The 18,958-nt window shown below is 66.7% G+C and carries 17 protein-coding genes; 14 read left to right on the top strand and 3 right to left on the bottom strand.

Going from position 1 to position 18,958, the window contains the following annotated elements:
• Nucleotides 1-191, bottom strand: a 191-nt coding sequence (locus VJ897_RS14000; RefSeq protein WP_324056324.1) for a DUF1127 domain-containing protein, incomplete at its 3' end; no start/stop codon positions are given.
• Between the two features lie 266 nt (nucleotides 192-457).
• Between VJ897_RS14000 and VJ897_RS13995 the strand changes: the two genes are divergently transcribed.
• The 10 genes from VJ897_RS13995 (at nucleotide 458) to murD (ending at nucleotide 11,752) form a co-directional block, all read left to right on the top strand.
• Nucleotides 458-994 carry a GNAT family N-acetyltransferase gene (locus VJ897_RS13995; protein ID WP_324056323.1) on the top strand — a complete coding sequence of 179 codons (537 nt, stop codon included), beginning with the start codon at nucleotides 458-460 and terminating at the stop codon, nucleotides 992-994.
• Nucleotides 995-1,581: 587 nt separating this feature from the next.
• Complete coding sequence (locus tag VJ897_RS13990; RefSeq protein WP_324056321.1) at nucleotides 1,582-2,088, top strand: division/cell wall cluster transcriptional repressor MraZ; 507 nt, start codon at nucleotides 1,582-1,584, stop codon at nucleotides 2,086-2,088.
• Nucleotides 2,089-2,091: 3 nt separating this feature from the next.
• Nucleotides 2,092-3,069 (top strand): 16S rRNA (cytosine(1402)-N(4))-methyltransferase RsmH, encoded by a 978-nt coding sequence (rsmH, locus tag VJ897_RS13985; protein ID WP_324056319.1) that lies wholly within the window; start codon nucleotides 2,092-2,094, stop codon nucleotides 3,067-3,069.
• Nucleotides 3,069-3,446 carry a cell division protein FtsL gene (gene ftsL, locus VJ897_RS13980; RefSeq protein ID WP_324056317.1) on the top strand — a complete coding sequence of 126 codons (378 nt, stop codon included), beginning with the start codon at nucleotides 3,069-3,071 and terminating at the stop codon, nucleotides 3,444-3,446. Before rsmH ends, ftsL begins: the two co-directional genes overlap by 1 nt.
• Nucleotides 3,443-5,224, top strand: coding sequence for a peptidoglycan D,D-transpeptidase FtsI family protein (locus VJ897_RS13975; RefSeq protein WP_324056316.1), 1,782 nt, complete (start codon nucleotides 3,443-3,445; stop codon nucleotides 5,222-5,224). Before ftsL ends, VJ897_RS13975 begins: the two co-directional genes overlap by 4 nt.
• A 38-nt stretch (nucleotides 5,225-5,262) precedes the next feature.
• Nucleotides 5,263-6,729 (top strand): UDP-N-acetylmuramoyl-L-alanyl-D-glutamate--2,6-diaminopimelate ligase, encoded by a 1,467-nt coding sequence (locus tag VJ897_RS13970; RefSeq protein ID WP_324056314.1) that lies wholly within the window; start codon nucleotides 5,263-5,265, stop codon nucleotides 6,727-6,729.
• Nucleotides 6,729-8,162, top strand: a complete 1,434-nt coding sequence (locus tag VJ897_RS13965; RefSeq protein WP_324056312.1) for a UDP-N-acetylmuramoyl-tripeptide--D-alanyl-D-alanine ligase — start codon at nucleotides 6,729-6,731, stop codon at nucleotides 8,160-8,162. The genes VJ897_RS13970 and VJ897_RS13965 overlap by 1 nt, the downstream gene beginning before the upstream one ends.
• Nucleotides 8,163-8,187: 25 nt before the next feature.
• Nucleotides 8,188-9,270 (top strand): phospho-N-acetylmuramoyl-pentapeptide-transferase, encoded by a 1,083-nt coding sequence (gene mraY / locus VJ897_RS13960; protein WP_324056310.1) that lies wholly within the window; start codon nucleotides 8,188-8,190, stop codon nucleotides 9,268-9,270.
• Between the two features lie 334 nt (nucleotides 9,271-9,604).
• Nucleotides 9,605-10,282 (top strand): tetratricopeptide repeat protein, encoded by a 678-nt coding sequence (locus VJ897_RS13955; RefSeq protein WP_324056309.1) that lies wholly within the window; start codon nucleotides 9,605-9,607, stop codon nucleotides 10,280-10,282.
• Between the two features lie 78 nt (nucleotides 10,283-10,360).
• The gene (gene murD, locus VJ897_RS13950) at nucleotides 10,361-11,752 is read left to right on the top strand and encodes a UDP-N-acetylmuramoyl-L-alanine--D-glutamate ligase (RefSeq protein WP_324056308.1); all 1,392 of its coding nucleotides are present in this window, start codon (nucleotides 10,361-10,363) and stop codon (nucleotides 11,750-11,752) included.
• A gap of 9 nt (nucleotides 11,753-11,761) precedes the next feature.
• Here the strand turns inward: murD and VJ897_RS13945 are convergent, their stop codons facing one another.
• Together VJ897_RS13945 and VJ897_RS13940 are read right to left on the bottom strand one after the other, a co-directional pair.
• Complete coding sequence (locus VJ897_RS13945; protein ID WP_324056307.1) at nucleotides 11,762-12,034, bottom strand: hypothetical protein; 273 nt, start codon at nucleotides 12,032-12,034, stop codon at nucleotides 11,762-11,764.
• 121 nt (nucleotides 12,035-12,155) lie between these two features.
• Nucleotides 12,156-13,340, bottom strand: a complete 1,185-nt coding sequence (locus VJ897_RS13940; protein WP_324056306.1) for a BaiN/RdsA family NAD(P)/FAD-dependent oxidoreductase — start codon at nucleotides 13,338-13,340, stop codon at nucleotides 12,156-12,158.
• A gap of 165 nt (nucleotides 13,341-13,505) precedes the next feature.
• On the opposite strand from VJ897_RS13940, the gene ftsW reads away from it, so the two are divergent.
• The 4 genes from ftsW to VJ897_RS13920 are packed head-to-tail and all read left to right on the top strand — an operon-like array spanning nucleotide 13,506 to nucleotide 18,820.
• Entirely contained in the window at nucleotides 13,506-14,672 is a 1,167-nt protein-coding gene (gene ftsW, locus VJ897_RS13935; protein WP_324056305.1) for a putative lipid II flippase FtsW, read from the top strand.
• Between the two features lie 2 nt (nucleotides 14,673-14,674).
• Entirely contained in the window at nucleotides 14,675-15,799 is a 1,125-nt protein-coding gene (locus VJ897_RS13930; protein WP_324056304.1) for a UDP-N-acetylglucosamine--N-acetylmuramyl-(pentapeptide) pyrophosphoryl-undecaprenol N-acetylglucosamine transferase, read from the top strand.
• Nucleotides 15,796-17,193: a UDP-N-acetylmuramate--L-alanine ligase gene (gene murC / locus VJ897_RS13925; RefSeq protein WP_324056303.1), complete on the top strand. Its 1,398-nt coding sequence runs from the start codon at nucleotides 15,796-15,798 to the stop codon at nucleotides 17,191-17,193. Before VJ897_RS13930 ends, murC begins: the two co-directional genes overlap by 4 nt.
• 4 nt (nucleotides 17,194-17,197) lie before the next feature.
• Entirely contained in the window at nucleotides 17,198-18,820 is a 1,623-nt protein-coding gene (locus VJ897_RS13920; protein WP_324056302.1) for a hypothetical protein, read from the top strand.
• Nucleotides 18,821-18,958 lie beyond the last annotated feature (138 nt).

Below are 18,958 nucleotides of genomic sequence, written 5' to 3'. Positions count from 1 at the left end.
GCCTGCATGGCGACGCCGGGGATCATGGACCGGTGCAGCCCCATGTCGGCAAGGTCGCGGTCGCTGACGCGGGACAGTTCGTCGTACGTCTTGCGGTAGGCCTTGCGCCGGGCGGCACGGTGGGCCAATGCGTCACGCAGGGCCGACACCCGTTCTGCCAGGGAAGGACCGTGAACGCGGAGATCAGTCATGTGTGCCATGGTGGTCCCTTTCGCTTTCGTTTCATCTTTCGTTTCGGCGCGTTCTGCGTCGTTACAACCAAACATAGGCTAATGCTGCGACTGTACAATCCATCAAATTGGCAATGCTGCTATGCAGCATCTGCATGGGAATATGCCGGATTATCAGGCAACTGCGCCCAAGCATCGGGATGACGCGGGGGCGCCTTTTCGGATTGCCCATTCCGTGGCATGTCCTGGGTGGAATTTGTGCGAAATATGAATGCACAGGACAGGATATGAGGGTCCGCATGGCGGATGACCGGGAATCAGGACGCGGGCGGGCGCCGCCGGACTTGCAAATCCGGCCCGCAACCGCGGAGGACTGGCCCGCGATCTGGGCCATGCTCGAGCCGGTCTTTCGTGCGGGCGAGACCTATGCGGTGGATCGCGATATATCCGAGGCCGCCGCGCGGGCAATGTGGCTCGACCGGCCCGTGGCGACCTTCGTGGCCGAAGCCTCCATACTTCTGGGGACATATTACGTCAGGACCAACCACGGAGGCGGCGCATCCCATGTCTGCAATTGCGGCTATGTCACGGATGCGGCGGCGCGGGGCAGGGGCGTGGCGCGCGCCATGTGTCTGCATTCGCAGGACCGGGCGCGGGCCATGGGCTATCGCGCCATGCAGTTCAACCTGGTGCTTGCCTCGAACACGGGCGCGCTGCGGCTGTGGGGCAGCCTGGGCTTCTGCATCGTCGGAACGCTGCCCGAGGCCTTCCGCCACCCGCGTCTGGGTCCAGTGGATGCCCATGTGATGTGGAAACGTCTCTGACCCCGCCGTTGCGCCCGGGAAGCCCTGGAACTGACTGCCCCCGCGAATCGTTTCTGGCGGTTCGAGACCCGGATTCGGGCTCGAAATCAGCTTGAATCGCCAATGATGCCCAGTGTAGGGACAGAAACTTCCGATCATGCCGGGACTTCATGGAACTTCTCAGGATGATCAATATATGGTGGAGATGGAGAATTTTGGCACTCTATGTGTCTAGTTTCGGCGGATATCGCACATGATCTTGTCTGCGCTTGGTATCGTGAACAGGATCTTGTGCCACGGAATCCCAAGAAAACCGTTGCTTCCCATGATTTCCCATGGCACAAACTTGGATAAGGAAAACGGGCAGACAATTCGGGGCAGACGAACGACCCCACCGACACGCAGTCAGGTTTCATACAGGCACCCGCATTCCTTGAACGACAAGATCCGGCGCGCGAGCGAGCAGACATCCCCCCAGGTGGCGCGCGCAGTCGGACCTCCCGGAGACGGGACGAGGGCGGCGGATCGGACAGTGGCAGCAGTCCGATCCGCCGTTTTCTATTCTGGCCACGGGCGGGGGAGAGGCAGCGGGAAAGGACCGCGGGACAGTGGTTCTGAGTTTCAGAGGCGAGTTCAACCAGAAGGTTGATACCAAGGGCCGCGTTTCGGTCCCGGCCGATTTCCGTGCCGTGCTCGCCGATGGTGATCCGCGTTGCCCCGAAATCCCCTTGCCGCGTATGGTCGTCCTGCACGGTCCCCACCTCAGGAATTGCCTGCACGTCTACACCATCGAGGCCATGGCCGAGATCGAGGAAGGCATTCGCAAGCTTCCTCGCGGGTCGACCGAACGCAAGCGCGCCAGCCGTATGATCCTCGGCAAGTCCTGGGACACCGAGATCGACAAGGACGGGCGCATTGTCCTGCCCCAGCGCCTGCGTCAGCAGATCGGGCTGAGCGGCGAGGCGGTCATGGTGGCGATGGGCGACTATTTCGAAATCTGGAACGCCGCGACCTACGACGAGGTCGAGGCCGCCGAGACCGCGGAATGGCTCGAGGATCAGCCCGAGGACTTCGATCCGCTCAGCCTCATCGATCCGCCCGGCGACGAGGGCTGAGCCATGGGGGCCGATGCCACCGACACCCCGCATCTTCCCGTCCTGATCGGGCCGCTGATCGCGGCCTGCGCGCCGGTTCGCGGCACCTGGCTTGACGGAACTTTTGGCGCCGGGGGGTATACGCGCGAATTGCTCAAGGCCGGCGCGGACAAGGTGATCGGTGTGGATCGCGACCCGTCGGTTTTCAAAATGGTACAATGGGCGGTCGATGACCCCCGAATCGAGCTGATTGAGGGAACTTTTTCAAACCTCGACACCTATGGGGCGGATCTGGATGGTGTGGTGCTGGACCTTGGCGTGTCTTCCATGCAGCTGGATCAGGCCGAGCGCGGTTTCTCCTTCCAGAAGGATGGACCGCTGGACATGCGGATGGGCGGCGATGGCCCCGGCGCGGCCGACATCGTCAACACCGCCACCGAGCAGGACATCGCCGATATACTCTTTACCTATGGCGAGGAACGCGCCAGTCGGCGCATCGCCAGGAAGATCGTGGCGCAACGCGCCGAGGCACCCTTCGAGACGACGCTGCAACTGGCCCGGCTGGTGGAATCCTGCCTTCCGCGTCCGAAACCGGGCCAGAGCCACCCGGCCACGCGGTCTTTCCAGGCCTTGCGCATCGCGGTGAACGATGAATACGGGCAGCTGGGCGAGGGGCTGATGGCTGCCGAGCGCGCGCTGACGCCCGGCGGTCACCTCGCGGTCGTGACTTTCCATTCGGTCGAGGACCGCATGGTCAAGCGCTTCCTGCAGGAACGGGCCGGAAAACGCGCGAGCGTCAGTCGCCATGCCCCTGAAATCCAACAGGAAACGCCGGCCTTCGAGATCATCACCAGGAAGGCCGTCGGCGCGGACCCTGCCGAACTGGCCGGCAATCCCCGCGCCCGCAGCGCCAAGCTGCGCGTGGCGCGTCGTACCGATGCGCCCGCTGCGGTGGTGGATCTCGCGAAACTGGGGATGCCCCGATTGAAGAGGGACAGGTAATGCGCTCTTTTCTATACGTTCTTTCCGCCCTGGCGGTGGTCGCACTCGGGGTCTGGGCCTACCAGGAGAATTACCGCACGCAAGAGGCCATGCGTGAGGTTCGGGCGCTGCACCGCGACATCGGCGCGGCCCACGAGCGGCTTCAGATGCTGCGCGCGGAATGGGCCTATCTCAATCGACCGGACCGGTTGCGCGACCTGGCCGAACTGAACTTCGAGCGTCTGCGTCTTCTGCCGCTGATGCCTGATGCCTTCGGCAAGGTGGGACAGATCGCCTATCCCGCCCCCGCGCTGCCGCCGATCACCGACCCGGTTGAGGTGTCCAGCGACAACGCGCCTGAAAACCCGGACGCCCCGGCAGAGGAGACTGCGCGATGATCCGCACGCCGCTGCGCCCCCTGGCGCGCATCCTCAGGGCCCGCGACAGGGGGGAAAACCCCGACCGCATCGAGGCCGAGAACCGCCGCCTGCGTCACGAGCGTATGCAGGACCGGGCCCGCCAGCGCGCAGAGGGCCGGTTGCTGGTCATGGCGGCGATGTTCCTTGTCGCGTTCGGCGCCATCGGGCTGCGGATGGGCGTCCTGGCCGGCACCGTCCCCGAGGAGCCCACAGCACAGGCCCGCGGCAACCCGATCATCGGCCAGCGTGCCGACATCCTCGACCGCCGGGGGCGCATCCTGGCCACCAACCTTCAGACACATAGTCTCTATGCCCAGCCGCCGCAGATGGTGGACCCGGAAAAGGCCGCGACCGAGTTGGCGGCGATCTTTCCGGAACTGGAGGCCGAGGCGTTGCAAGAGGATTTCACGGGCGCGCGGCGCTTCCTGTGGATCCGGCGCGAGATAAGCCCCGAGCAGATGCAGGCAGTCCATGACATCGGCGAGCCGGGCCTGCTGTTCGGTCCGCGCGAAATGCGGCTCTATCCAAACGGTGCTGTGGCCGCGCATGTGCTTGGCGGGGCGTCCTACGGACGTGAAGGGGTCAGCAGCGCCGAGGTGATCGGTGTGGCCGGGGTCGAGAAATTCTTCGACGAGCGCCTGCGCGACCCGGGCAACGAGGGCGCGCCGCTGCGCCTGTCGCTGGACCTGTCGGTGCAGGCCGCGTCCGAGAGGGTCCTGCAGGGCGGCATGATGCTGATGAACGCCAAGGGGGCCAGCAGCGTGCTGATGGACGTGCACACGGGCGAGGTCATCTCGATGGTCTCTCTTCCCGACTTCGACCCCAACGATCGCCCGCGCGTCCTGACCGAGGGCGACCAGGGCGACAGCCCGCTGTTCAACCGTGCGGTTCAGGGGGTCTACGAACTGGGCTCGGTGTTCAAGATATTCACCGTGGCCCAGGCGATGGAGCTCGGCCTGGTGGACCCCGAGACCGAGATCGACACCAGCGGCCCCCTGACCTGGGGGCGTTTCAGAATCCGCGATTTCCGCGACTACGGGGATGAGCTGACCACGCGCCAAGTGATCGTGAAATCCTCGAACATCGGCACGGCCCGCATCGCCCAGGAGATCGGCGCCGATCGGCAGCGCGACTTCCTCGGCCGGCTGGGCTTTCTCGACCCCACCCCCGCCGAGATGGTCGAGGCACCCACCGGCGCGCCGCTCTTGCCGGACAACTGGTCCGAGATCTCGACCATGACGATTTCCTACGGGCACGGGCTGTCGTCCTCGCCGCTGCATCTCGCCGCCGGCTATGCCAGCCTGGTCAACGGGGGCACCCGGGTGACGCCGACGCTGCTGCGCCGGGACCGGCCGCAGCAGGGGCCCCGCGTGGTCAGCGAAGAGGTCTCGGCCCGCTCCCGCGACATGCTGCGCGCCGTCGTCACCGAGGGAACGGCCTCCTTCGGGGATGTCGCGGGCTACCGCGTGGGGGGCAAGACCGGCACCGCCGACAAGCCGCGCCCGCAGGGCGGTTACCACGAGGACAAGACCATCGCGACCTTTGCCACCGTCTTTCCTGCCGATGCGCCGCGCTACGTTCTCATCGTCACCCTGGACGAGCCGCAGATCGAGGCACTGGGCGAGAGCCGCCGCACGGCGGGCTGGACGGCCGTTCCGGTCGCCGCCGAGATGATCCGCCGCGCGGCCCCCCTGCTGGACATGCGCCCCGACGTTGCAAGCCGCCGGCCGGTGGGTGTAACACTCACCGCGAACTAGGGCAGGGCATCCGGATGGGCGGCACGGGCCAGAAGACCATGAAGCTGACCGAGCTGGGCCTGACCGCCCGCGGCGGGGCCGAGGCCGTGATCACCGGCTTGACCGTTGACAGCCGCGAGGTCACCGACGGGACGCTGTTTTTCGCGCTGCCGGGCAGCCGGGTGCATGGCGGTGAATTCATCGCGAACGCGCTGCGGATGGGCGCCGTGGCGGTGCTGACCGATGCGCAGGGCGCGCGGCTGGCGGCCGAGGAACTGGCCGGGTCGACTGCCGCGCTGATCCTGTCGGAAGACCCGCGCCAGGCGCTGGCGCAGACGGCCTCGCTCTGGTTCGGGGCGCATCCGGACACCGTGATCGCCGTGACGGGGACCAACGGCAAGACCTCGATCAGCAGTTTCTGCCGCCAGATCTGGATCGAGATGGACCTGCCGGCGGTGAACCTCGGCACGACCGGGGTCGAGGGGGCCTGGACCCACCCTCTTCGCCACACCACGCCTGATCCGATCACCCTGCATCGCGTCCTGGCCGAGGCCCGTGCGCGGGGCATCACCCACGTGGCCATGGAGGCGTCCAGCCACGGGCTGGACCAGCGGCGGCTGGATGGTATTGTCCTTGCGGCCGCCGGGTTCTCGAATTTCAGCCAGGACCACCTCGACTATCACGAAACGCTCGACGCCTATTTCGCCGCCAAGGCGGGTCTGTTCACGCGGGTTCTGCCCGACGACGGTGTGGCGGTGGTGAACCTTGACGATCCGCGCGGCCGCGAGCTGGCCGACATTGCCAAGGCGCGCGGGCAAGAGCTGATCGGCCTGGGCCGTCACCCGCGCGCGCGGCTGCGCCTGCAGGGCCAACGGTTTGACGCGACCGGGCAGGAAATCCGCTTCGACTGGGAGGGCCGGAGCCGGATGGTGCGGCTGAACCTTATCGGGGGGTTCCAGGCGGAAAATGTCCTCTTGGCCGCGGGGCTTTGTATCGGCGCCGGGTCCGACCCCGACGAGGTCTTCGGGGTGTTGCCCGCCCTGCGCACCGTGCGCGGGCGGATGGACCTGGCCGCGACCCGTGAAAACGGCGCGAGCGTCTTCGTCGATTATGCCCATACACCGGATGCGGTCGGCGTCGCGTTGCAGGCCATGCGCCCCCACGTCATGGGGCGCTTGGTTGTCATCATCGGGGCTGGTGGCGACCGTGATCCGGGCAAGCGCCCGCTGATGGGGCAGGCCGCGGCCGAGAATGCCGACCTGGTCCTCGTCACCGACGACAACCCCCGCAGCGAGGATCCTGCCGCGATCCGCACCGCCGTTCTGCTGGGCTGCCCCGAGGCGATCGAGGTCGGCGACCGGGCCGAGGCGATCCTGCGCGGCGTCGATGCGCTGGGGCCGGGCGACGCGCTGCTGATCTGCGGCAAGGGGCACGAGACCGGCCAGGTGGTGGGTGACGACGTGCTGCCCTTCGACGATGCCGAACAGGCCAGCGTGGCGGTGGCCGCGCTGGACGGGCGGCTGTGATGGTGCTTTGGACCGCAGCCGAGGCCGCGACTGCGACCGGGGGCGACGCGACGGGCGATTTCGCCGCGACCGGCGTCAGCATCGACACCCGGACATTGCAGGAGGGTGATCTCTTCGTGGCCCTGGAGGCCGCGCGCGATGGGCACGACTTCGTGGCCGATGCCTTCGACGGGGGCGCGGTGGCGGCGCTGGTCACGCATCGCCCCGAAGGGGTGCCCGCTTCGGCGCCTCTGCTGATCGTGGACAATGTGCAGGCGGCCCTTGCCGCGCTGGGGCGGGCGCGGCGCGCCCGCTCCGGCGCGCGTGTGCTCGGTATCACCGGCTCGGTCGGCAAGACCTCGGCCAAGGACATGGCCCGCATCGTGCTGTCGGCGCAGGGTCGCACCCATGCCGCCGAGGCCAGTTACAACAATCATTGGGGTGTTCCGCTGACATTGGCGCGAATGCCCGTGGACACGGAGTATGCGGTGGTCGAGATCGGCATGAACGCCCCCGGCGAAATCGCGCCGCTCGCACGGATGGCCCGACCCCACGTGGCCCTGATCACGACCGTTGCCGCGGCCCACCTCGAGGCGCTGGGCAGCCTCGCGGCGATTGCCAGCGAGAAGGCCGCGATCTTCGAAGGGCTTGAGGCAGGCGGCACCGCGATCTTCGACGGCGACCTAGCGCCCGGGCTTCTGGAGCGGATCACCGGCCCGGCGGCGGCCGCGGGCGGACCGGTCCTGCGCGTGGGGTCCGATGCGGCCTGCCAGTTTCGCTTGTCGGACCTGCGCCTGACCGAGGGCCGGACGATCGTGCAGGCCGAGACCCCGGTCGGGTCGCTGACCTACAAGCTGGACACGCCGGGGCGGCATTTCGCGATGAACAGCCTGGGGGTGCTGGCCGCGGTGCAGGCCCTTGGCGCCGACCCGGTGCGCGCTGCCATGGACCTGGCGCGCTGGCAGCCCCCGGCGGGGCGCGGCACCCTGGAAACCGTCATCGTCGACCCCGCGCACCGGGGTGCGACACTGACCCTGATCGACGATGCCTTCAATGCCAACCCCGCCTCTATGGCGGCGGCGTTCGAGGTGCTCGCCTCCCATGTCCCGGTCGATGGGGTCGGGCGCACGATGCGCGGCCGCCGGGTGGCCATCCTGGGCGACATGCTGGAACTTGGCGCCGAGGAGACGGCCGCCCATGCCGCCCTGGCCGAGATACCGGCCCTGGCGGAGGTGGACCTGGTGCATTGCGCCGGCGCACGCATGCGCGCCCTTTACGAGGCGTTGCCCGACGACAGGCGCGGGCATTGGACCGAGACGGCGGAGGACCTCGCCGCGCGCCCCGCCCGGCTGGTGGATGCCGGCGATGTCGTGCTGGTCAAGGGCTCCAAGGGGTCCCGTATCGCCTGCGTCGTTGACGCCATCCGCAAACTGGATCATCGGGACGCGGGATAGGGCCCGACAAGAGAGGAACGCGCAAATGCTGTACTGGTTGACGGCCCTGTCCGACGGAGGGGACTTCTACAATCTCTTCCGCTATATCACTTTCCGCGCCGGGGGCGCTTTCTTCACGGCGTTGATCTTCGGCTTCGTCTTCGGCCCGCCGCTGATCAACGTGCTGCGCAAGCGACAGGGCCGTGGTCAGCCCATTCGCACGGACGGTCCCGAAACCCACGTCGCCAAGACCGGCACGCCGACCATGGGCGGGCTGCTGATCGTGGGCGCGCTTTTGACCTCGACCATGCTCTGGGCGCGGCTCGACAACCCCTATGTCTGGATGGTGCTCTTCGTGACGATCTCCTATGGCGCCATCGGGTTCGCCGACGACTATGCCAAGGTCTCCAAGCAGAACGCCGCCGGGGTGCCGGGCAAGCTGCGGCTTGCGTTGGGGCTGCTGATCGCGGGCATCGCCGGCTGGTGGGCGGCGCAGTATCACCCCGCCGAACTGACCAACCAGCTTGCGCTGCCGTTCTTCAAGGACCTGCTGATCAACCTCGGGGTGCTTTTCATTCCCTTTTCCATCGTGGTCATCGTCGGGGCGGCCAATGCCGTGAACCTGACCGACGGGCTGGACGGGCTTGCGGTGATGCCGGTGATGATCGCCGCGGGCACCTTCGGGATCATCGCCTATGCCGTTGGCCGGACCGACTTCACCGACTACCTCGAGGTGCATTACGTCGCCCGCACCGGCGAGTTGCTGATCTTCACCGCCGGGCTGATCGGCGGGGGGCTGGGCTTTCTCTGGTATAATGCCCCCCCGGCGGCCGTCTTCATGGGCGACACCGGATCATTGGCTCTGGGCGGGGCGCTTGGGGCCATCGCCGTGGCCACCAAGCACGAGATCGTGCTGGCCATCGTCGGCGGGCTTTTCGTGCTGGAGGCGTTGTCTGTCATCATCCAGGTGGTCTACTTCAAGCGCACCGGCAAGCGCGTTTTCCTGATGGCCCCGATCCATCACCATTACGAGAAGAAGGGCTGGGCCGAGCCGCAGATCGTCATCCGTTTCTGGATTATCTCGCTGATCCTCGCGCTGATCGGGCTGGCGACACTCAAGGTGCGGTGAGGGGGCAGGTCCGGCCCGTGGTGCCGCCAAACCGAACCCCGGCTCTTCCCAAGTCGCCTCACGCGAGTATGGTGGCAGTGAGAGCACTTGGGTGTATTGAAAAACATGGACGTTTTTCGGCGAGTTTCGGGATGAGTGGGTCGATGTCGCGACACTGATCATTGCTTTTTTGGCGACGCTGGCGGCGGCGGGGTTTTTCCGCGAGGACCAACTGCTAAGAGGCGCGAAAAAGGTCCTCGAAGACGAGCGCGACGACCTGCGTTGAAAACTTGCACAAGCAAGGGTCCGTCAGGACAAGGTCGATCCGGAACGCTTTCTGGAACGTGCCGGTGAATTGAGCGCCCAAGGCGACTGGGCGGCCCTTGAAAAGACTGCTTTCGATTTCTCAGACAAGCAGTCCGAGGCATTCGGCGCCGCTGCCGAAATCCTGACCGAACAGCGCATTCTCGACAGCGATGAACAGGGCAAATGGGCCATCGACGACGCGCGGCGGTTCGCCGCCATAGGGCGAGCCGCCAACCCGGACTCCGCGCGCCTCGACGAACTCGCGAAACTCGCCGAACGTCGCGCCCGCGATATCGACGCCGGGGAGCCGGTGGAGACGTTGAATTGGGACGGGTTGTCGGACGTTGAACTCAACCGGCTGTCGCAGGGGCTGCAAAGAGGTGAAAAATGCGCGCTTGCCAAGATCGCGGCGCGTCGCAGCGTGCCCCGGGCGCGCCTGCGGACCGGGGAAAAATCGACAGATTACGCGGGCGCTCTGGCGCAACATGCCGGCACGCTACGCGCATTGGGCAGCCATCGCGAGGCCGAGGCGCTTTACCGCGAGGCGCTGGAGATCGACCGCGCGACCCTCGGCGAGGCGCATCCGGAGTATGCGAAGGACCTCGGCAATCTCGGGTGGCTGCTGGAGCAGGCGCTGGCGATCTTCCGCGCCGCGCTGCCCGCCGAGCATCCGCATATCGCCGAGACGGAACGCCGCCTCGCCGATCTGCCCGGCGACGCGGGCTGACCGCCCCGTCTTGCCTCTGCCGCCCGCTTTGGGCAGGTTGGCGGCCATGTCCGAAACGGGTCGAGGGGGCCATTTGCCATGATTCCAGTGCGCGGTGTCGCGGGCCAGAGGATTGCCGTTCTCGGGCTGGGCCGGTCGGGCCGGGCGGCGGTGATCGCCTTGCAGGCCGGCGGGGCCGAGGTGGTGGCCTGGGATGATGGCCCCGACGCGGAACGCCGCGCCGCCGAACTGGGCGTCGCGCTGCAGGACCTGACGAAGCCGGGCGCCTTTCACGGTGTGGCGATGCTGATCACCTCGCCCGGTATTCCGCATCTTTACCCCGCGCCGCACCCGGCCATCGCCCGCGCCTGGGACGAAGGCTGCCCGGTGGACAACGACATTGGGCTGTTCTTTCGCAGCCTCGCCAGTGGGGAATGGGACGATTTCGACCAGCCGCCGCGCGTCATCGCCGTGACCGGATCGAACGGCAAGTCCACCACCGCCGCTCTGATACATCATATCCTTGAGCACGTCGGTCGGCCTTGCCAGTTGGCGGGCAATATCGGGCGCGGCGTGCTGGACATCGAGCCGCCCCACGATGGCGAGGTCATCGTGCTAGAACTGTCCTCTTACCAGACCGAACTCGCCCGCGCGCTGACGCCGGATGTCGCCGTCTTCACCAACCTGACGCCTGATCATTTGGACCGTCACGGCGGGCCGGGGGGGTATTTCGCGGCCAAGCGACGCCTGTTCGCCGAAGGCGGGCCGGATCGCGCCGTGGTTGGCGTGGACGAACCCGAAGGCCGGTATCTTGCCAACCAGCTGGCCACCGGCCCGGCGGATGACCGGGTGATCCGCGTGGCCACCGCCAAACTGTCGGGCGAGGGGTGGTTCGTCTTTGCCCGCAAGGGGTTTCTGACGGAATGGCGCAAGGGGCGGCAGGTGGGTGCGATCGACCTGCGCGCGGTGTCCGGCCTGCCGGGGCAGCACAACCACCAGAACGCCTGTGCCGCCTATGCCGCCTGCCGGACCCTGGGGCTGGCGCCGCGCGTGATCGAGAAGGCCCTGCATACCTTTCCGGGCCTGCCCCATCGCAGCCAGTTGATCGCCGAGATCGGCGGCGTGCGTTACGTCAACGACAGCAAGGCGACGAACGTGGACAGCGCCGCCCAGGCCCTCGCGGCCTTCGACCGGGTACGCTGGATCTGCGGCGGGCTGGAAAAGGACGGCGGGCTGGCTGCGCTGGAGGGGGCGACGGGATCGGTGATCAAGGCCTACGTGATCGGGCGCGAGGCGGCTGACTTCGCCATGCGGCTGACAGGCGTCGAGGCCGAGGTCTGCACCGACATGGCCACGGCCGTGGCCCGGGCCGCCGCAGAGGCCGCGCCGGGCGAGGTGGTCTTGCTGGCCCCCGCGGCGGCCTCGTTCGACCAGTACGACAATTTCGAGCGGCGCGGCGAGGATTTCGCCACACAGGTCGAGAAGCTCTAGTCGAGGGGCTCAGCCGCCCGCAGGCAAGGCCGGCGCGCAGCCGCCGCGCGCATTGGTCAGCCCCATGCGCGCGCCGTTGACGACGATCCGCCACTGGCTGCCGGCCCGGGAATAGCTGCATCCGTTGGTCGCCAACAGGAAATCCATGCCGCCGATCCGGACGACCTCGCCGCTCTGCACGGGTGCGGCAGCATAGCGGACCTGCTGGTCGGCCAGGCCGGCGGTGGCGGTGAGCCCGGCGGCGGCAAGAGCGAGGGCGGGAAGGTAACGGTTGTGTCGCATGATGACTCCTCGATGTCAGATTGGATTGAGACGAGGCTTGCTGTTATTCGCGGCGGAATGACGGCACGATTGTGGCCGCTCCGAGAAAATACTCGCAATTTCGCGGCATGTCGTCCTTGTCTCAGGCCCGATCCGCTGCCGCGATGGCCTGTCCTGCCGCATGGGCCGAGGACCAGGCCCATTGGAAATTGTAACCGCCCAGCCAGCCGGTCACGTCCACGGCCTCACCGATGAAATGCAGCCCCGGCAGGCCCTTGGCCTGCATGGTCTTCGAGGACAGCGCTCCGGTGTCGATCCCGCCCAGCGTCACCTCGGCAGTACGATAGCCCTCGGTCCCCGTGGGGCGGACTTGCCAGCCGGTCAGCGCATCGCTGAGCCTGCGCAGCCGGGCGTCTGACCAGTCGGCGACATTCCCGGCCAGGTCGTGCTGGCCGCCCAGGTGCTCGACCAGCCGGGCGGGCAGGGGCAGGACGCTGGCAAGGCGCTTGCGCCCACCGGTGGCCCGCGCGGCGCGCAGCGTCTCGTAGAGATCCGCGCCCGGCGCAAGGTCGAGCGTCAGCGCCTCGCCCGGTTGCCAGTAGTTGGAGATCTGCAGCATGGCCGGACCCGACAGCCCGCGATGGGTGAACAACAGCGCCTCGTCAAAGCCGGTGCCGTCCGCCGCCATGGCCCGAACGGGTGTCGAGACGCCCGATAGCCCCGTGAAGGGCGCGTCGGAAAAGGTGAAGGGCACCAGCCCGGCGCGCGTCTCTGTCACTGGCACGTCGAACTGCGCGGCAATGTCGTAGGCGCGGCCCGTGGCCCCCATCTTGGGGATGGACTTGCCGCCCGTCGCGACCACCAGGTGGCGGGCCTTGACCTTCCGTCGCTGGCCCTCGCGGTCGAGCGTGACGCGAAAGCGCGCGCCGTCATGCGTGATCTCGCCGATCTGGGTCTGAAGCCAAAGATCGGCCCCCGCCGCGTGCACCTCGGCCAGCAGCATGGCGATGATGTCCTTGGCCGAGGTGTCGCAGAAGAGCTGGCCCAGCGTCTTTTCGTGCCAGGGGATGTGGTGGCGGTCGACGAGGTCGATAAAGTCCCACTGGGTGTGGCGCGCCAGGGCCGACTTGCAGAAATGCGGATTGCCCGACAGGAAATTGTCCGGTCCCGCGTGCAGGTTGGTGAAATTGCAGCGCCCGCCGCCCGAGATGCGGATCTTCTCGCCCGGAGCCTTGCCGTGATCGACGACCAGGGTGTCCGGACCGGCATGGGCGGCGCAGTAGAGCCCGGCCGCCCCGGCCCCCAGTATCAGCGTGTTGACCTGCATGGCCGGCTGACTGCCGCGAAAACCGGCGCTGCGCAAGGGGCGCAGCGCGCAGTCGCGTTGCCCGTCGCACCTTATTTCGCTGGAAATCACGGCACCGCTCGTCTAGTCTGCCTGCACAGACCCGGGTCAACCCGGGCGTGAACGAGGCAGTCGAGCGGTAATGCCATGACAGAGATGGTCTATGGGGCCCTTCCGGCCGCGTCCGGGGACCCGGTTCTTCCCCGTTGGTGGCGCACGGTGGACAGGTGGACCCTGTCCTGCGTGCTGGCCCTGTTCGGGATCGGCCTGCTGCTGGGATTGGCCGCGTCGCCCCCACTGGCCGAGCGCAACGGCTTCGCGCCCTTCTACTACGTTCAGCGGCAGGCCTTCTTCGGGGCGGTGGCCATCGCGGTCATGGTGGTGATGTCCATGATGTCGCCGACCCTGATCCGGCGGCTGGGCGTGCTGGGCTTTCTCGTGGCCTTCGTCGCGCTGCTGGGGCTGCCGTTTTTCGGCACGGACTTCGGCAAGGGCGCTGTGCGCTGGTATTCGCTGGGCTTCGGGTCCTTCCAGCCTTCGGAATTCCTCAAGCCCGGCTTCATCATCGTCGCCGCCTGGTTCATGGCCGCGAGTCAGCAGCTCGGTGGCCCGCCGGGCAAGTCCTACTCCTTCGCGCTGGCGCTGGTGATCGTCACGCTGCTGGCCCTGCAGCCGGACTTCGGGCAGGCGGCGCTTGTCCTGTTCGGCTGGGGGGTGGTCTATTTCGTCGCCGGCGCCCCCCTGTTCCTGCTGCTGACGATTGCCGGACTGGCGGTCCTGGGCGGCACCGTGGCCTATTCCAATTCAGAGCATTTCGCCCGCCGTATCGATGGCTTTCTCTCGCCCGAACTCGACCCGCGCACCCAGCTTGGCTACGCCACCAACGCGATCCGCGAGGGCGGCTTCTTCGGCGTGGGCGTGGGCGAGGGGCAGGTGAAATGGTCACTGCCCGATGCCCATACCGATTTCATCATCGCTGTCGCGGCCGAGGAATACGGGCTGGTCTGCGTGGCCACGATCATCGTGCTTTACGTGGCGATCGTGCTGCGCGCACTGATCCGTTTGATGCGCGAACGAGACCCGTTCATCCGCTTGGCCGGAAGCGGCCTTGCGGCCATGATCGGGGTGCAGGCGATGATCAACATGGGTGTGGCCGTGCGGCTGCTGCCGGCCAAGGGAATGACGCTGCCCTTCGTCAGTTACGGCGGGTCGTCGGTGATCGCCAGCGGCATCGCGGTTGGCATGTTGCTGGCCCTCACACGTAATCGTCCGCAGGGCGAGATCGGTGACATCCTGTTGCGCAGGGGGCGCTGATCATGGCGCGCAGACCCCTTCTGACCATTGCCGCCGGGGGCACCGGCGGGCACATGTTCCCCGCGCAGGCGCTGGCCGAGGCGATGCTGCGCCGCGGCTGGCGGGTCAAGCTGTCCACCGATGCGCGCGGTGCGCGGTACACCGGCGGGTTTCCCCACGTGGTCGAAATCGAACAGGTCAGCAGCGCCACCTTCGCCCGCGGCGGTCTGCCGGGAAAGGCGCTGGTGCCGTTTCGGATCGCCGGCGGCGTGATCGGTGCGGCGGTCAAGATGCTGCGCGACAAGCCCGATGTCGTGGTGGGTTTCGGCGGTTATCCGACCATCCCGGCCATGGCAGCGGCCACGCTCCTGCGCAAGCCGCGCATGATCCACGAACAGAACGGTGTGCTGGGCCGGGTGAACCGGATCTTTGCCAGGCGCGTCGACAAGGTGGCCTGTGGCATCTGGCCCACGGACCTGCCCGCGGGCGTCGACGGGGTGCACAGCGGCAACCCGGTCCGCCAGTCGGTGCTGGACCGGGCAAGCGCGGGCTATATCGCGCCGGGCGACTACCCGATGTCCATCCTGGTGATGGGCGGCAGCCAGGGCGCGCGTATCCTGTCCGACGTGGTGCCGCCCGCGATCGCGGGATTGCCCACCGCCCTGCGCCGCCATGTCCGCGTCAGCCACCAGGCCCGGGACGAGGACCATGACCGCGTCGCCGATTACTATGCCAGCGAAGGCATTTCCGCCGACGTGCAGAGCTTCTTCAACGATGTCCCCGCCCGCATGGCCGAGGCGCAGCTGGTGATCAGCCGCGCCGGTGCCTCGTCGGTCGCCGATATCTCGGTGATCGGGCGCCCCTCGATCCTGGTGCCGCTTGCCATCGCCACCGGCGACCACCAGTCAGCCAATGCCCGTGCCCTGGCAGAAGCGGGGGCGGCGATCCGCGTTCCGGAAGCGCGGCTGGAGGTGGGCACCCTGACCGAACAGATCGACGCCGTCCTGTCCAACCCCGACGGCGCGTTGCAGATGGCGCAGGCGGCCCAGTCCGTGGGCAAGCCCGAGGCGACCGAGGCGCTGGTCGCGCTGGTCGAGGAGCTGGCCGGACCTGCCGCAACGCAAGAACCAACGGACAGTCTCTCATGACCGCGGCGACGAAACTCCCCCTTGATGTCGGCCCGATCCACTTTGTCGGCATCGGCGGCATCGGCATGTCCGGCATCGCCGAGGTGTTGCTCAACCATGGCTATGTGGTTCAGGGATCGGACGTGAAATCCACCGGTATCACCGAGCGGCTCGGATCGCTGGGCGCGCTGATCTTCGAAGGCCAGCGGGCCGATAACCTCGACGCGGCCGAGGTCGTCGTGATCTCCAGTGCCATCAAGCCGGGCAACCCCGAACTGGACGAGGCCCGCCGCCGCGGCCTGCCCGTGGTGCGCCGGGCCGAGATGCTGGCCGAACTGATGCGCCTCAAATCGAACATCGCCGTGGCCGGAACCCATGGCAAGACGACGACAACGACCATGGTCGCCTCGCTTCTGGACGGAGGAAACCTTGATCCCACTGTCATCAACGGTGGCATCATCCACGCCTATGGCTCGAACGCGCGCGTGGGTGCGGGCGAATGGATGGTGGTCGAGGCCGACGAGAGCGACGGCACCTTCAACCGCCTGCCCGCGACCATCGCTGTCGTCACCAACATCGACCCCGAGCACATGGAACACTGGGGCACCGAGGAAAACCTGCACCGGGGCTTTTACGACTTCGTCTCGAACATCCCCTTTTACGGGCTGGCCGTCTGCTGCACCGATGACACGGACGTGCAGGCGCTGGTGGGCCGGATCACCGACCGCCGGGTGCTGACTTACGGGTTCAACACCCAGGCCGACATCCGCGCCGTGAACCTGAGCTATCAAAAGGGCGAGGCGCATTTCGACATCGCGCTACAGACCGAGGGGGCCATGATCGAGGGCTGCACGCTGCCCATGCCGGGGGACCATAACGTGTCCAACGCGCTGGCGGCGGTGGCCGTGGCCCGCCACCTTGGCATGAAGCGCTCGGAAATCCGTGCCGCGCTGGCCGCGTTCAAGGGCGTGGGGCGTCGCTTCACCCGCGTGGGCGAGGTGGGCGGCGTTACCGTGATCGACGATTACGGCCACCACCCGACCGAGATCGCGGCCGTCCTGCGGGCCGCGCGCCAGGCCAGCGAGGGCCGCGTGATCGCCGTGCACCAGCCGCACCGCTATACCCGGCTGCACCACCATTTCGACGACTTCTGTGCCTGTTTCAACGAGGCCGACGTGGTCGCCATCGCCGAGGTTTTCGCCGCCGGAGAGGACCCCATCGAAGGCGCGTCCCGCGACGACCTTGTCGCCGGGCTGACCCGCGCCGGCCACCGCGACGCGCGCGCCATCGACACGCTCGACGACCTCGCCGCCCTGGTGCGCGACGAAACCGGCCCCGGCGACATGGTCGTCTGCCTCGGTGCGGGCACCATCAGCGCCTGGGCCAAGGGATTGCCGGAACGGCTGAAAGGGTAGCGATGTGAGGGCGGCGGAGATCGAGACGCAGGACGACCTGAAAGCCTGGCTGGAGGGCCAGAGCCAGGAAGTCTGCGTCTGGATCGCCGCCCGCGCCGCGGCAAGGGTATTGCCGCTTTATTGTGAGACGGGCGATCGAAGCGAAGATCCTTCTACGCTTACTCTTTTTCGCGCAACCCTGACGGCCAGCACGTTCTCAGGCTCGAAAGATACGACTGTCAAAAGTCTTTTAGCCCTCTCACAGGCTGCCCCGAAAGTTGCCGAGCACAAACGTGCAACAGGGCGTTCACGAGTAGCGATTGCAGCTAATCAGGCTCTGCATGCAATACAGTTGTCTGGATCTTCCGCACTGATCGCCGCCGCGAAAGCGGCGACAGACGCGATGACTGCTGCATCACGCGCTACTAACATGCGGTATCAGCACGATCCGCCGCGAGATAAGAATCCTGCGGCTGACGCCCGCGCTACAATATTCAACGACGCACGCTGGGCCGAGGCGGAGGGCATCACTGCCACACGCCCGCTCTGGCCCGAGGGGATGCCGGACGAGATCGCCCAAGCATGGCAGGCCACGCTGCACGCGCTGCCCGAGCCCGACGGCGACCAGCCGGATTACCGCAGCTTCTGGGTGCCCTGGTACCAGGGCCTGCTGGACGGCAAACCCGCCTTCCCGCAATCCCTGACCGAGGCCGTCGCCCTGATCCCCGAGGACGACTGGAAGCAGGGCGACCTGCACATCAACAACACCGTCATCCCCCGTTTGATGAAGAAATACCGATCAGCGCTGTCCAAGGCTTACCCGGTAGATTTCACCTTCGATGCTCTGCATCGCGTCATGCGGATAATCGGCATCGAAAACGACAACGCCCACCTGAAGGACCCGGCAGTCGTCGGTGCCTTTGTCGATGACTGTGACGAATTGGAAGAAACCCTGGCGAATTTCGTGGATTACGCAGGTGATCTTGCCGGAACAGGCAACCATGCCGGGGTATTGCAGCGCGCCGCGCAAAAGGTTCTCGATGAAGTCCGGCGGGCGAAGGACCTCAACCACCTCAGGGCGCGCCATATCGTGCGGCTGGCGGGACAGTTGGAAGCCTTTTCCAAAGAGGAAAAAGCGCGCGACGACCTTGGGCCGACACTTGCCTCAATGCTCGACGAGGGGGTCGGATTTCTCAAGTCAGTCACCCGTAAGCACTTCGGCCCATCCTACGCGGCCCTTGCCCCGTTGGCCGATCTTCCTGCCGAGCACGTCGATCGGGACGCTGTCATCGAGTTGTTCGATGAAATGATTTTTTACCTTGAAGAATTGTCGACGGATCAGGCAATCGCGCTCGATGCCGAAAGTCTGGCCATCCTCCGCGACATGGTCCGCGAAACACATGATTTCCGGGCCGCGATATCGGAAGCGTCGGCCGACGAGTTCCGCGCGGTCGTGCAGGCACGTTTCACTGAAAGCGCCGCTGGAACAGGCCTCGCCTTCGGGCGCCTTGTGGAGAGATCTGCGCAGGCTGGTCGCAAGATCGGTGATGGGTCGGACGTAGCAATCAAGAACTTCAGACGTGTAGAATCGTTTCGAGATATAATTGATGTATTGAAACAGATGTTTCCTGGTGGCCCGCCCGTATGACCGCCCCCTGGATCATCGCCGGCGCTGTCGTCCTGTTCGCGCTTGTCAGCACGACGCGGATTCTGAGGCGGTTTCTCCTTGCCTTCGTCGTCGCGGCGGGCGGGCTTTTGCTGCTGCATTTCCAGACCGATCCGGGTG

This window comes from Salibaculum sp. (assembly GCF_035270045.1).
In the GTDB taxonomy this organism is placed as follows: Bacteria; Pseudomonadota; Alphaproteobacteria; order Rhodobacterales; family Rhodobacteraceae; genus Salibaculum.
This window is presented reverse-complemented; position numbering and strand designations above follow the sequence as displayed.

Excerpts from the sequence above, each read along its gene's own strand:
- VJ897_RS13930 (WP_324056304.1), top strand. The coding sequence starts at position 14,675 with ATGGCGCGCAGACCCCTTCTGACCATTGCCGCCGGGGGCACCGGCGGG.
- VJ897_RS13970 (WP_324056314.1), top strand. The coding sequence starts at position 5,263 with ATGAAGCTGACCGAGCTGGGCCTGACCGCCCGCGGCGGGGCCGAGGCC.
- VJ897_RS13940 (WP_324056306.1), bottom strand. The coding sequence starts at position 13,340 with ATGCAGGTCAACACGCTGATACTGGGGGCCGGGGCGGCCGGGCTCTAC.
- ftsL (WP_324056317.1), top strand. The coding sequence starts at position 3,069 with ATGCGCTCTTTTCTATACGTTCTTTCCGCCCTGGCGGTGGTCGCACTC.
- ftsW (WP_324056305.1), top strand. The coding sequence starts at position 13,506 with ATGACAGAGATGGTCTATGGGGCCCTTCCGGCCGCGTCCGGGGACCCG.
- VJ897_RS13995 (WP_324056323.1), top strand. The coding sequence starts at position 458 with ATGAGGGTCCGCATGGCGGATGACCGGGAATCAGGACGCGGGCGGGCG.
- VJ897_RS13965 (WP_324056312.1), top strand. The coding sequence starts at position 6,729 with ATGGTGCTTTGGACCGCAGCCGAGGCCGCGACTGCGACCGGGGGCGAC.
- mraY (WP_324056310.1), top strand. The coding sequence starts at position 8,188 with ATGCTGTACTGGTTGACGGCCCTGTCCGACGGAGGGGACTTCTACAAT.
- murD (WP_324056308.1), top strand. The coding sequence starts at position 10,361 with ATGATTCCAGTGCGCGGTGTCGCGGGCCAGAGGATTGCCGTTCTCGGG.
- VJ897_RS13945 (WP_324056307.1), bottom strand. The coding sequence starts at position 12,034 with ATGCGACACAACCGTTACCTTCCCGCCCTCGCTCTTGCCGCCGCCGGG.
- murC (WP_324056303.1), top strand. The coding sequence starts at position 15,796 with ATGACCGCGGCGACGAAACTCCCCCTTGATGTCGGCCCGATCCACTTT.
- VJ897_RS13975 (WP_324056316.1), top strand. The coding sequence starts at position 3,443 with ATGATCCGCACGCCGCTGCGCCCCCTGGCGCGCATCCTCAGGGCCCGC.
- rsmH (WP_324056319.1), top strand. The coding sequence starts at position 2,092 with ATGGGGGCCGATGCCACCGACACCCCGCATCTTCCCGTCCTGATCGGG.